Source organism: Ligilactobacillus hayakitensis DSM 18933 = JCM 14209 (genome assembly GCF_000615845.1).
GTDB classification, from domain to species: domain Bacteria; phylum Bacillota; class Bacilli; order Lactobacillales; family Lactobacillaceae; genus Ligilactobacillus; species Ligilactobacillus hayakitensis.
In genome coordinates, this window is record NZ_BAML01000010.1 from 38,220 (window position 1) to 51,075 (window position 12,856).

A 12,856-nucleotide genomic window follows, 5' to 3' on the forward strand; every position below is an offset into this window, starting at 1 on the left:
ATATCATTTCAATTCTAATTTTATATTTTCAAAACCTATCTTGTCTAGATTAGTTATTGTTATTCCGAGTAACCTAACATCAATTTGACCTTCTTGTATTTCTTCAAAAATTTCTCTTGCGTAAAATACAATTGTATCTTCATCATTAGGTAGATAATCCATTAGTGTGATACGTTTAGTAATAGTTTCAAAATTACTATTACGAACTTTAACCACCAATGTTTTCCCATGTTTTTGTTGTTTAACTAAACTAGACACTAACAAGTTAGCTAATATCTTAAACTGTGATTCAACTTGCTCACTTGAATTCAGCGCACTATCAAAAGTTCTTTCTTTTCCAATTGATTTACGCTGTCTTTTCCATTCAACTGGTCTATCATCTATTCCCCTAACTCTATAATACAATTGCTGTCCAATTTTTCCAAATTTTCTTACAAGTTCTTGCTCGCTTTTTTTGCGTAGATCTTTTCCACAATATATTTTTGCTTCATACATTTTAGGGAGCGTTTTTCTTCCGACTCCTCTAAATTTATCAATCGTAAGTGGATCTAAAAAATCTCGAATATCTTCTTTATTAACAACGGTAATACCTGCTGGTTTAGAATAATCTGAGCTAACTTCGCCAAAAATTTATTATATGATACTCCTGTTGAACTAGTTAACTTAGTTTTATCAAAGATTTTTTGTTGGATTTGATGAGCAATCAAAACCGCAGATGTAATTTGTTTTTTATTTTGTGTTACATCTAAGTATGCTTCATCTAATGCTACATATTCAATCATTTCAGTGTATTCATGAAATATTTTGTGGATTTCATTAGATACTTGGCGATATTTTTCAAAATTTGGCGTCACAAAAACCGCCTGGGGACATTTTTCATATGCTTTTTGGGCACTCATGGCTGAGTAAATTCCATATGTACGCGCAATATAATTGGCAGTTGCTACAACTCCATGTCCCCCTGTATTTCGCGGATTTCGCGCAATTACAAGTGGTTTGTTGCGTAAATCTGGATTATCGCGCATCTCAATTGATGCATAAAATGCATCCATATCCACATGAATTATTTTTCTTTCTGAAATAACCCTCACCCATTCATAAAATGAGGCTGGGAAAGTATTTTCTCAGCCTCAAAAAATTATATCTCTTATTTATTAAGGATTAAAAATCCATTTATTACCATCTCGTGCAAGTAAATCATCTGATGCTTTAGGCCCCATTGAATTACTGATATAGTTAGTTAATTCTTCTGGTGTAATTGCTTGTTCATCCCACGCTTTGCGAATGGCATCAACAAACTTCCATGAATAAAATACTTCTTGAGCATGAACAAAGTTTGTTGTATCACCTTTAATTGTGTCTAAAATTAATTTTTCATAAGCTTCTGGTGTAATTGCTTGTGTTGCTTCATCATGTGTATATTTTAAAGTACGATTTTCGAGGGCATAGCCGCCTTGACTAACCTTTTTAGTATTCAATGTTAATTCCATTCCTGGATTGGCATCTACATTAAATGATAAAACATTTGGCATTAATTCCTCAGTATCACTAAAAATATTATTAGGCATATTCTTAAAGACAATATCAATTCGGGTTGCTTTTGTGGCTAGACGCTTTCCGGTTCTAATATAAATTGGAACACCTGAAAAATCCATATTATTAATATGCAATTTACCAGCAACAAATGTTTCTGTTAATGACTTAGGATCAACAGAAGCTTCTTGGCGATAAGCTTTTAAATCGCCATTTTCATCGTATTGTCCGCGAACAAAGTTTTCTGCTACTTCTTTTGGAGTATATACTTGTAATGCTTTTAACGCATTAATCTTTTCATTACGGATATCTTCATCTGTAAATGTTACTGGGGCATTCATTGTTAATAAAGATACAATTTGTAAAATATGATTTTGAACCATATCTCTTAAGGCTCCAGCTGTTTCATAATACCCTGCTCTTTCTTCAACTCCTAGGGATTCGCTTAAAGTAATTTGAATATTATCAATATAGCGATTATTCCATAAGGCGCGGAAAATATTATTTCCGAATCGTACAGCTAAGATATTTTGATCCATTTCCTTACCTAGATAATGATCAATTCGATAAATTGAATTTTCAGGGAAATACTTTGCAATATCATCATTTAAACTTTGTGCACTACTCAAATCATGACCAAATGGTTTTTCAATTACTACTCGATTATAACCATTATCGCTTGTAACTTTTTCCCCGCGTAAATTCTTACAAATTGTTCCGAAAAATTTAGGAGACATTGCTAGATAAAATAAACGATTTCCATCAATACCATACTTTATATCTAATTGATCAGCCAATTCTTTAAGCGTTACGTAATGTTCACTATCATCAACGTTATGTGATTGATAATAAAAATGACGTGAAAATTCAGTTGCCTGTTTAGCTGTGTCTTCCATTCCTGAAATTGAATTTCGAATAACTTGTTGATAATGTTCATTTGTCCAAGGTCTTCTAGCCGTTCCAATTACAGCAAAATTTTCCTTTAAAAATCCTTTTTTATATAAATTGAATAAAGAAGGATATAGTTTTCTTTGTGCTAAATCTCCAGTTCCACCAAAAATGAAGATTAAAACCTTTTGTTCCTTACTTTTTTCTATCATTTTTAATGCTCCATTCAGTTTAATATCTCTTTATATTATAACTAATTCTGCGTTTTTTATAAACAATTATCCACCGGAAATATTATCATCTGTTTTAATAAAATTCCCTAAATTTTACAGTTTTAAAAAAGGCTAGGAAATACATCCTAACCTCAAAAAATATTAAATTAAATGTACACCTTTATCAACATAAATAGTGTCCCCGACAACACCCTTTGATAAATCACTCATCAAGAATGCACATGCGCCACCAACTTCGCGTTGAGTAACTGATTGGCCGTCAACCGCACGTTCTTCTGAAAGTTTTAAGAGATCTCCATGCCCCTTAATTCCTGTGACCGCTAATGTTTTAATTGCCCCAGCAGAAATTGAATTAACACGAACACCGTATTGAGCCATATCTCGTGCTAAATAACGAACACTTGATTCAAGTGAAGCTTTAGCAACTCCCATAATGTTATAATTAGGAATTGCTCGTTTCGAACCCATGTATGTAAGAGTTACTAAACTTCCTGGATTGTTTAAAATTTTTCTTCCATAATTAGCTACTGCAATCAATGAATAAGCAGAAATATTTTGTGCTAATGCAAAACCTTCACGACTTGCATCCATAATATCTCCACCTAATTCTTCTTTATTTGCATATGCAATCGCATGTAAAATTCCATCAACTTTACCAAAACGTTCATAGACAGTATCAAAAGCGTTCTTAATACTTTCATCGTTTGCAACATCACATTCAATTAATGAATTTTCATCATCAACCAAACGCATTAAACTTTTTTTCAAACGTTCATTTTGATAAGTATAAATTAATTTAGCGCCACTTTCTTCCATTTCTTGAGCACATCCCCAAGCAATTGAGCGTTTATTAGCAACTCCCATTACCAAAATTGTTTTTCCTTCTAATAAGTTTGACATGTTTTATTACTCCTTTAAAATTTTCGGAATCTAGCTTGTCTTTGTTTCACTAAATCATGTGGTTTTCTTGATTGTAATAAGTGTAATCTTTTTTCTAAAACAGCTGCAATTTCTTTGCATGTTTTTTTATTAGAACTAGATTCAGGAATTATTCCTTCAATCACATTTTGATCGAATAACGCCTGTGGAGTTAATTTCATTACTTCTGCTGCTTCGTCACTTCTTGAACCATCTTTCCATAAAATAGAAGCAAAACCTTCTGGTGAAAGGACAGAATACATGCTATTTTCTAACATCCAAACTTCATCACCGCATGCCAAAGCAAGGGCGCCTCCACTTCCAGCTTCTCCGTAAATTATTGCAATTACAGGAACTTTTAAATTACTAATTTCTAGTAAGTTTCGCGCAATTGCTTCTCCTTGTCCACTTTCTTCGGCAGATTTACCCGGATAAGCACCTGACGTATTAATAAATGTAATTACAGGACGTTTAAATTTTTCAGCTTGTTTCATTAATCTTAGTGACTTCCGATATCCTGATGGTTGCGGACTACCGAAATGTTTTTTAATACGCTCGTCAACGCTAACACCTTTGTCGGTTGCAATAACGGTTACCATTTGGCCATTAAATTCAGCAATTCCACCAATAATTGCTGCGTCATCTCCAGAAGCACGATCACCATGAAATTCCATAAAATTAGAAAAAATACCATCTATTAATTCTTGCGCGGTAATTTTGTTTTCAGCTCGAGAAGCAGCAACAATTTCAGCAGCCGTTTTTTTCTTTTTTAATAAACTAACCAATTGTACTACCTCCTTGATGCGCTTTAACCAGCCACTCAATTTTTTCTTTTTGATCTTTTCGTTCTATAATCCCGTCGATAAAACCATTCTCTAATACGTTTTCTGCATCTTGTAAATTTTCCGGAACCTTTTGATGAATTGTTTGCTCAATAACACGCCGACCAGCAAAGCCAACTAAACTTCTTGGTTCCGCTAAAATTATATCTCCTTGCATTGCAAAACTGGCAGTTACCCCACCAGTTGTAGGATCTGTTAACACAGTAATATATACTAGCCCCGCATCGCTATGCGCTTTGACTGCTTGGGAAATTTTAGCCATTTGCATTAAAGAATAAATTCCTTCTTGCATGCGTGCGCCCCCAGAAGCTGTAAATAAAACAACTGGTAATTGATTTTCACGCGCTTTTTCAAAAAGACGAGTAATTTTTTCTCCTGTAACGGTTCCCATTGAACCCATAATAAATTGTGGATCCATGATTCCCAAAGCAAATTCAGTTGTATTAATCGTTGCGATTCCGGTTAATACTGAATCATTTAAAGAAGTTTTTTTCTGTGCAGCCTTTAGTTTATCTTGATATCCGGGAAATTCCAATGGATCATTGGTTTGAATTTCTGAATCAAATTCGACAAAAGAATCAACTAACCACGATAAACGTTCACGTGCTGCAATCCGAAATCCATATCCACAATTCTTACAAGTTTTATAAACTCCTAAGTCTTTATGGTACATTGTTTGGTGGCATTTTGGACAAGCAATCCATAAGCCTGAAGGAACTTTTTCGCCAGCCTTTTTATCAGCTTTGATATGCTTTTTACTTAATGTTTTTAACTCATCAAATAATTGCATTATTGTTCCTCCTTCCATTTAGATAAAAAGTATTTTTCAAGATACTCAGTTGTTGCAGTTCCCTTTAAAAACTCTTCATCTTCCAGTAATGATAAATGAAAGGCTTGATTTGTATTTAAACCCGTAATTACCATTTCATTTAATAAGCGTTTTACTTTTTGAATTGCTTCGTTTCGATCTTGACCTAAGGCGATTACTTTAGCAATCATTGAATCATAAAATGGTGTGATTTTTGCCCCAGCATATAAGTCAGAATCGATTCTCATCCCTAAATTACCTACAGGCAAATACAAATATTTCACATTTCCCACTTGTGGCATGAAATCTTTTTTAGGATCTTCGGCATTAATCCGACATTCGATTGCATAACCATTGATTTTGATATCAGTTTGAGAAAATGGTAATTTTTCTCCAAAAGCAACTTTTACTTGTGCTTTAACTAAATCAATACCCGTTACCATTTCTGTAACTGTGTGTTCTACCTGAATACGTGTATTCATTTCCATAAAATAAAAATTATGTTCACTATCCATTAAAAATTCGATAGTCCCTGTGTTTTCATAATTAATTGCTTCAGCTGCTTTTACCGCAATCGCTCCTAATTTTTCCCGTTGCTCTTGGGTTATTAATTGGCAAGGGCTTTCTTCAATAAGCTTTTGTTTACTTCTTTGAAGTGAACAATCTCGTTCAGGAAAATACACTGTATTTCCAAAGCGATCGCGAAATATTTGGACTTCAATATGCTTAACGTTTGTCATAATTTTTTCCAAATACATTCTTTGATCACCAAAAGAGATATTAGCTTCACTTTTGGCTTCTTCATATAAATCCACTAATTGCTTTTCATTTTCAACACGGCGAATTCCTTTACCGCCACCACCTGAGGCAGCCTTTAGTAAAACAGGATAGCCAACTTTTTTAGCAGTTTGCTTGGCATCTTCAATGTTTTGAATATACCCTTCACTACCTGGAATAACAGGAACTCCATTTTTTTGCATCTGCTCTCTTGCATTTGCTTTATTTCCCATTAAGTCGATAATTTTAGAATCAGGGCCAATGAATTTAATTCCTACAGCCTCACACATCTCAGCAAATTCACTATTTTCAGATAAGAATCCAAATCCGGGATGGATTGCTTGGGCACCGGTACCAACCGCTGCTGCTAAAATATTTTTCATATTTAAGTATGAATCTTGCGGACGGGCTGTTCCCACACAAACAGCTTCATCCGCTAATTGCACATGTAAACTTTCACGATCAGCTGTTGAATAAATTGCAACCGACTTAATCCCTAGTTCTTTCAATGAACGAATGATTCGCACCGCAATTTCACCACGGTTTGCGACCAATACTTTTGCAAACATCTACTTACCTACCTTACCTACTCTAACCAATCATAAATGTTAGTTCTGCAGTACATGCTTTTTTGCCGTCAACTGTTGCAACTGCTTTTCCTAAACCAACATTATTTCTAATTTTTTCTAATGTTACTTCTAACATTAATGTATCACCTGGGCGCACAACTTTTCTAAATTTAGCTTGTTTAATCCCACCAAAGTACGCAGTTTTTCCTTTAAATTCTGGCATTGATAACAAAGCAACAGCTCCCGTTTGAGCTAATGCTTCAACAATTAATACCCCCGGTAAAACTGGATTGTTAGGAAAATGCCCATTAAAAACTTCTTCATGAGTAGTTACATTTCTTTTAGCAACACAACGTTTACCTGGTTCTAATTCTTCAACGCGATCAATTAATAACATTGGATAGCGATGAGGAATAATCTTTTGAATTTCTGTACTATCTAAAATCATTCACTTATCCTTCTTTCACCTTAAATAAAGGTTGATCAAATTCAACAAGTTCTTCGTTTGAAACTAATACTTCAGTAACGACTCCTGTAAATTCACTCTTAATTTCTGTCATCATCTTCATTGCTTCAATAACGCAAACAATATCGCCTTTTTTAACCTGCGAACCAACGTTTAAAAATTGAGGTTGGTTGGGTTTTGGTTGAAGATAAACAGTCCCTACCATTGGAGATTTAATCATACTTGCAGTTTCATCTTCTTGATTAGTTTCGGCATTTGATTCAACTGTACTTGTAGTTTCCTTGGGTTCTATAATTTGTGGCTTTACTAATGATTCTAACATTTTTTGTGAAATTTCGTTTTTACTTAAACGAATTTCAAAATCTTTGACCTTGATTTCTAATTCACGCATTTCTGAATCATTAAAGTTCGCCATTAATTTTTCTACATCTTTAAAATCCAAAATTAGTCACTCCATTTTTTCAATGCAATAACCGCATTATGACCACCAAAACCAAATGAATTGCTGATAGCATATTCAAGATCAGGCGCGTCTTGGTTATCTTTTGTTACAATATTAACATTACATTCTTCATCTTGTTCCATCAAACCAACGTTTTCTGGTAACTTACCATCTTGTAAAGCTTTAACCGTAATTACGGCTTCAATGGCTCCAGTTGCCCCAAGTAAATGCCCTGTCATACTCTTAGTACTGCTTACTCTAACTTGGCTATCTTCACCAAAAACTTGATTGATAGCTTTTGCTTCTCCGCTATCGTTAGCATGTGTTGCAGTTCCATGAGCATTCACATATCCTACTTGGTTAGGAGCAACGCCTGCTTCGTCAATTGCTTGTTGCATTGCACGAGCAGCACCTTGACCAGTTGGATCGGGTGATGTCATATGATAAGCATCACACGTACTACCATAACCAACAATTTCTCCTAAGACATTAGCACCACGAGCCTGCGCGTGTTCTAAACTTTCAAGAATTAAAGTTGCTCCTCCTTCACCTAAGACAAAACCTGAACGATTTTTATCAAATGGAATTGAAGCTTTCTTAGGATCTTTTTCAGTTGTTAATGCCGTCAATGCAGCAAAACCTGCAATTCCGATTTCATTAACAGATGCTTCAGAGCCCCCTGTAATCATAACTTGAGCACGCCCCTCTTTAATTTGACGATACGCTTCACCAATTGCATTAGTTGCTGAGGAACATGCCGTTACAACGGTTGTACAAATATTTTTTGCTCCAAAATGTAAAGCAATATTTCCAGAAGCCATATTAGCAATTGCTGTGGGAACAAACATTGGCGAAACTCTTCTTGGCCCTTTTTCATGCATCTTAACAACTTGTTCTTGAATTGTTGTTAAACCACCAATCCCTGAACCGTAGATTACACCCATCTCATAAGGATCGACGTTTTCTTCATTTAACCCAGCTTGTTCAAAGGCTTCCATTGCACTTGTTACAGCGTATTGTGAATATAAATCCATTCTTTTGGCTGCTTTTTTGCCAATTGATTCTTTAGGATCATATCCTTTTACTTCACCAGCAACAGTAATTCCTGTTTCTGTAGCATCAAATTTGGTAATTTTATCAATTCCAATTTTACCATTAAATATATTTTTTAAAAATGTTTCTCTATCATTACCAACTGGGCCCACAACACCCATTCCAGTAATTACAACACGATTACTCAAGGTTCATACCTCCATTAAATAGTCATCCCACCATCGATAGTAATGACTTGTCCAGTAATATAATCATTTTTTGCAAGGAAAACCGCAACGTCTGCTACTTCTTTTGCTTCACCAAAACGCTTCATCGGAATTCTTTCCAAAATATCTGCTTTAACTTTATCACTCAATACATCTGTCATATCACTCACAATCATTCCAGGTGCGATTGCATTTACACGAATATTTCGTAATGCACCTTCTTTGGCTACACTCTTTGTAAGCCCAATTACACCTGCTTTACTTGCAGCATAATTTGCTTGCCCAATATTTCCGTGTAAACCAATCACACTTGCCATATTGATAATGACACCTGTTTTTTTCTTGTACATTTTTTTAAGTACTGCTTGCGTCATTTGGAATGTTCCGACTAAATTAACATCAATTAATGATGCAAAATCATCTCGTTTCATTCCAATCATCAACATATCATTTGTGATTCCGGCATTATTCACCAAGACATCAATTTGTCCAAATTCCTTGATAACTTCTTTAACCATGCGTTTTACATCGTCTTCTTTACTAATGTCACCAAGTGTTTGTGCATATTTAGCACCCATCTCATCTAATTCTTGCATTAATTCTTTTGGAATACTTGTTCGACCATTCAAAATCACAATACTTCCTTGTTTGGCAAAAGCTAGTGCGATTTGTGCTCCAATTCCACGTGAACTTCCAGTAACTAATACAACTTTATCTTTTAAATCCATTTATTTTTCCTTCATAAATTCAATAAATTTTTCAAAATCCTCAAGAGAACTGATGTGATGTCGATCCAAGCTCTTATCAACTTGTTTTGCAAATTTTGTTAAAGTTTGTCCCGGTCCAATTTCCAACGTTGCATTAATATTTTCATTATCAATCAAATATTGTAAACAATCACCAAAATGAGTCGGATTTACAATTTGCGCTTCGAGAATTTGTGCAATTTTTTCAGTTTCAAATGGTTTAACCGTTGTGTTACTAATTACTTGTGTATCGGTATTTTCAAAAGTTATATTTTCCAAACGTTTACCCATTTTTTGACTTGAATTTATAAAAAGCGGGGTATGAAATGCCCCGCTAACTTTTAAAGGAACCACTCTTTTAGCTGCTCCTTGATTTTCAATTGCGGCCATCGCTTCTTTTACTCCTATGGTTGTACCACCTAAAACGACTTGCTTAGGAGTATTGTAATTAGCGATTGTTACATCTGCAATTTCCGCACAAATTGCTTCTAGTTTTTCGATATCAGGGTTCATTGCTGCCCCCATCATACTAGGATTTTCATCAGCATCTTCTTGCATATAAATGGCCCGATCTTTAAGCGCAGCCATCCCATCTTGATAATTCAACTTTCCACTTGCCATTAAAGCACTGTATTCACCTAGCGACAAGCCAACCATTCCACCAACTTCAAATTGATTTCCTAAAGCTTGGCTAAGCATTTTATATATTCCAACACTCATTGCAACAATCGCTAGTTGAACATATTTTGTTTGTGATAATTGATTACCTTGATTTGCAAAAATTTCTCTTAAGTCATATGAAGTTATTTCACTTGCTTTATCAATATACTCTTTAAAGAGTGGGCTATTTTGATAAAAATCTAGCCCCATTTCTTCAAATTGAGCTCCTTGGCCACTAAATAAAATTCCATACTTCATAATAACTTTCCTCAAAAATTATTTGTTGTCTAATTCTTTTTTAACGTAATTAACCACATCTTGGATTGTTTTTACGTTTTCATCTGCTTCTAATTTGATGTCTAATTCGTCTTCTAATTCATTCATGATTTCAAATACATCTAAACTATCTGCGTCTAAATCTTCTTTGATATCTGCAGCTAAAGTTACATCTTCAACTTCTACATCTAATTGTTCTACTACGATTTCTTGTACTTTTGCTAATACTTCTTGTTCTGTCATTTTAATAATCTCCTTCAAAATAAAAACTTTACTTTACTTTATTTAATTTAATATCTAATAATATGTGTTCCGACGGTTAGTCCCCCACCAAATCCACTAATAGCAATCGTCATTCCGCGTTTAATACGTCCTGATTGTACTAATTCATCAAATAAAATGGGTTCACTAGCTGCCGATGTATTCCCGTATTCATCAATATTGATTGGGAACTTATCTTCATCAAGCTTTAATTTTTTTGCAACTTGCTTAATTATTCTTGCATTTGCTTGATGTAATAGGAAGTAATCTACTTCTTCCAAATCAATCTTAGCCGCCTTCACAGCTCTTAAAATCGACTTAGGTACCTCTCTAGTTGCAAAACTATAACTTCTCTACCTTCCATTTGGAATGCCTTAAAATTGTGAGGTACATTCGTTGGAAAAGTTTCTAAAGTTTTTGTTTCCCCAGCAGTTAGATATTCAGATTTACTACCAATCGTTTTTAAATCACTGCTTAAAATCTTCGAATCTTCTTGGTCACTTAACTCTACTAAAGTACCACCGGCTCCATCACCAAATAAAACAGCAGTTGAGCGATCTTTCCAATCTAATATTTTCGAAAGATTCTCACTACCAATAATTAAACCTCGTTTAAAATTTAGATTCTTCATCATTGATTCAACAATACTTAAAGCATATATATATCCTGAACATGCCGCTGAAATATCAAAGGCAATTGCATTTGTTGCTCCGATATTCCCCTGGACAATCGCTCCAGTAGCTGGTGTATAAGCATCTGGTGACATTGTAGCTACAACAATAATATCTAGGCTTTCTACATCCCAACCACTTTTTTCAAGCAATTGCTTTGCCACTCTTGTAGCTAAAAGCGATGTATTTTCCTTTAGACTGATGTGTCTTTGCTTTATTCCAGTACGTTGTGTAATCCATTCATCTGATGTATCCATAATCTGAGCTAAATCATCGTTTTTTATAACTAGGTCTGGAGCATAGTGAGAGGTATACATCATTTTTAAATTTTGCATGATAACCCCCTATGAATGTTCTTTCAAAAATTCTTCCAAGTTTCGAATTGATTTTTCAATCGTCGCTGTTTCATTTTCATCAAGATCCTTCAAAAAACTTTTAACCATCATTTTATGAAAAGCTTCATGAGCACGAAAAACTAATCTTCCTTTGCGCGTTAAGCCTAAACGAATAACTCTTCGATCTGAATCTTGTCTAATCCGTTCAACATAGCCTTTTTTACAAAGTCGATCTACAGTAGAAGTCAATGTTCCTGGAGAAAGGTGCAATTTTTTTGCAACTTGAGAAGCGGTTTGATGGTCATACATCGAAATTGCATTAATAGCATGCAGTTCTTTGATTGTAATATCATTAAAATTACTTTTACGCAATTCTTTTTCTTCAATCCAAAGTATATCTGCATAGATTTTCTCTAGTGCATCGTTAATATAATCGTAACGTGCATTCATACTTATAATCCACCTATCTTCTCAAGTTATCCTTGTTAATGCTAGATTTTTTCATCTCGATCTGCAACAACAAACATTAATTCTGCTGTGCATGCTTTTTTACCATTAACAATTGCCTGTGTTTCAACAATTCCCATATTTTCCTTCTTTTTTACCATTTCGATATGTAATTTTAACACATCCCCTGGGCGCACAACCTTTCGGAATTTAGCATTTTTTACCGATCCAAGATAAGCTGTTTTCCCTTCGAATTCTGGTGATTTAAGAATTAAAATCGATGCCGCTTGTGCAAGTGTTTCTATAATTAACACTCCTGGCATAACTGGGTTATTAGGAAAGTGCCCTCTAAAAAAAGATTCATTAATTGTTACATTCTTTGTTGCGATAACACTTTTACCAGTTGTTAACTCATCAACGTAATCAATATAACAAATCGGATAGCGATTAGGAATCATATCCATAATCTCTTGAGCGTCCATAATTGCCACACAAGTCACCTCACTTGAAATTTATTTCGAATATCAAAACATTCGATGTTCAAATAATAAATTAATTATAATTTTTTGTCAAATTTACCCTTTTACCCCTTTTCAAAAATTTATCTGATAAAATTATTTATCCTTCATGTACAGCACATCTCAATAGTTTGAACTTTCAAAATATCTATTCAAAAAACTAGAAATTAACTAATTCTATTGTTAACTTCCTAATTTATATATTAG

The 12,856-nt window shown here is 34.2% G+C and carries 13 protein-coding genes and 2 pseudogenes; all 15 read right to left on the reverse strand.

Features of this window, described 5'->3' with window-relative positions:
• Positions 1-3 precede the first annotated feature (3 nt).
• The 15 genes and pseudogenes from dinB to fabZ (JCM14209_RS04425) all read right to left on the reverse strand — a co-directional run bounded on the left by dinB (position 4) and on the right by fabZ (JCM14209_RS04425) (position 12,622).
• Positions 4-1,052 (reverse strand): annotated as a pseudogene (dinB, locus tag JCM14209_RS09045) (DNA polymerase IV).
• A 102-nt stretch (positions 1,053-1,154) separates the two neighbouring features.
• A complete protein-coding gene (gene zwf, locus JCM14209_RS04360) occupies positions 1,155-2,633 on the reverse strand; it encodes a glucose-6-phosphate dehydrogenase (protein ID WP_025022356.1) in 1,479 nt (492 codons plus the stop codon).
• A gap of 162 nt (positions 2,634-2,795) precedes the next feature.
• Positions 2,796-3,554 carry an enoyl-ACP reductase FabI gene (gene fabI / locus JCM14209_RS04365; protein ID WP_025022357.1) on the reverse strand — a complete coding sequence of 253 codons (759 nt, stop codon included), beginning with the start codon at positions 3,552-3,554 and terminating at the stop codon, positions 2,796-2,798.
• A gap of 14 nt (positions 3,555-3,568) precedes the next feature.
• Entirely contained in the window at positions 3,569-4,357 is a 789-nt protein-coding gene (accA, locus tag JCM14209_RS04370; protein ID WP_025022358.1) for an acetyl-CoA carboxylase carboxyltransferase subunit alpha, read from the reverse strand.
• Positions 4,350-5,204, reverse strand: coding sequence for an acetyl-CoA carboxylase, carboxyltransferase subunit beta (gene accD, locus JCM14209_RS04375; RefSeq protein WP_025022359.1), 855 nt, complete (start codon positions 5,202-5,204; stop codon positions 4,350-4,352). Before accD ends, accA begins: the two co-directional genes overlap by 8 nt.
• Complete coding sequence (gene accC, locus JCM14209_RS04380; protein WP_025022360.1) at positions 5,204-6,568, reverse strand: acetyl-CoA carboxylase biotin carboxylase subunit; 1,365 nt, start codon at positions 6,566-6,568, stop codon at positions 5,204-5,206. The genes accD and accC overlap by 1 nt, the downstream gene beginning before the upstream one ends.
• 22 nt (positions 6,569-6,590) lie before the next feature.
• Positions 6,591-7,016 carry a 3-hydroxyacyl-ACP dehydratase FabZ gene (fabZ, locus tag JCM14209_RS04385; RefSeq protein ID WP_025022361.1) on the reverse strand — a complete coding sequence of 142 codons (426 nt, stop codon included), beginning with the start codon at positions 7,014-7,016 and terminating at the stop codon, positions 6,591-6,593.
• Positions 7,017-7,020: 4 nt separating this feature from the next.
• On the reverse strand, positions 7,021-7,476 hold the full coding sequence (accB, locus tag JCM14209_RS04390; protein ID WP_025022362.1) for an acetyl-CoA carboxylase biotin carboxyl carrier protein: 456 nt from the start codon (positions 7,474-7,476) through the stop codon (positions 7,021-7,023).
• 2 nt (positions 7,477-7,478) lie between these two features.
• Complete coding sequence (gene fabF, locus JCM14209_RS04395; RefSeq protein ID WP_025022363.1) at positions 7,479-8,717, reverse strand: beta-ketoacyl-ACP synthase II; 1,239 nt, start codon at positions 8,715-8,717, stop codon at positions 7,479-7,481.
• A gap of 14 nt (positions 8,718-8,731) precedes the next feature.
• The gene (fabG, locus tag JCM14209_RS04400) at positions 8,732-9,463 is read right to left on the reverse strand and encodes a 3-oxoacyl-[acyl-carrier-protein] reductase (protein ID WP_025022364.1); all 732 of its coding nucleotides are present in this window, start codon (positions 9,461-9,463) and stop codon (positions 8,732-8,734) included.
• Positions 9,464-10,399, reverse strand: coding sequence for an ACP S-malonyltransferase (locus JCM14209_RS04405; RefSeq protein WP_025022365.1), 936 nt, complete (start codon positions 10,397-10,399; stop codon positions 9,464-9,466). It lies immediately after the preceding gene.
• Positions 10,400-10,417: 18 nt separating this feature from the next.
• Positions 10,418-10,660 (reverse strand): acyl carrier protein, encoded by a 243-nt coding sequence (locus JCM14209_RS04410; protein ID WP_025022366.1) that lies wholly within the window; start codon positions 10,658-10,660, stop codon positions 10,418-10,420.
• Between the two features lie 47 nt (positions 10,661-10,707).
• Positions 10,708-11,684 (reverse strand): annotated as a pseudogene (locus JCM14209_RS09050) (beta-ketoacyl-ACP synthase III).
• Positions 11,685-11,693: 9 nt separating this feature from the next.
• Positions 11,694-12,134, reverse strand: a complete 441-nt coding sequence (locus tag JCM14209_RS04420) for a MarR family winged helix-turn-helix transcriptional regulator (RefSeq protein ID WP_025022367.1) — start codon at positions 12,132-12,134, stop codon at positions 11,694-11,696.
• A 41-nt stretch (positions 12,135-12,175) separates the two neighbouring features.
• Positions 12,176-12,622 carry a 3-hydroxyacyl-ACP dehydratase FabZ gene (gene fabZ, locus JCM14209_RS04425; RefSeq protein ID WP_025022368.1) on the reverse strand — a complete coding sequence of 149 codons (447 nt, stop codon included), beginning with the start codon at positions 12,620-12,622 and terminating at the stop codon, positions 12,176-12,178.
• Positions 12,623-12,856 lie beyond the last annotated feature (234 nt).

Coding starts and splice junctions, on each gene's coding strand:
- zwf (WP_025022356.1), bottom strand. CDS start 2,633: ATGATAGAAAAAAGTAAGGAACAAAAGGTTTTAATCTTCATTTTTGGT.
- fabI (WP_025022357.1), bottom strand. CDS start 3,554: ATGTCAAACTTATTAGAAGGAAAAACAATTTTGGTAATGGGAGTTGCT.
- accD (WP_025022359.1), bottom strand. CDS start 5,204: ATGCAATTATTTGATGAGTTAAAAACATTAAGTAAAAAGCATATCAAA.
- accC (WP_025022360.1), bottom strand. CDS start 6,568: ATGTTTGCAAAAGTATTGGTCGCAAACCGTGGTGAAATTGCGGTGCGA.
- fabZ (WP_025022361.1), bottom strand. CDS start 7,016: ATGATTTTAGATAGTACAGAAATTCAAAAGATTATTCCTCATCGCTAT.
- fabG (WP_025022364.1), bottom strand. CDS start 9,463: ATGGATTTAAAAGATAAAGTTGTATTAGTTACTGGAAGTTCACGTGGA.
- JCM14209_RS04405 (WP_025022365.1), bottom strand. CDS start 10,399: ATGAAGTATGGAATTTTATTTAGTGGCCAAGGAGCTCAATTTGAAGAA.
- JCM14209_RS04410 (WP_025022366.1), bottom strand. CDS start 10,660: ATGACAGAACAAGAAGTATTAGCAAAAGTACAAGAAATCGTAGTAGAA.
- JCM14209_RS04420 (WP_025022367.1), bottom strand. CDS start 12,134: ATGAATGCACGTTACGATTATATTAACGATGCACTAGAGAAAATCTAT.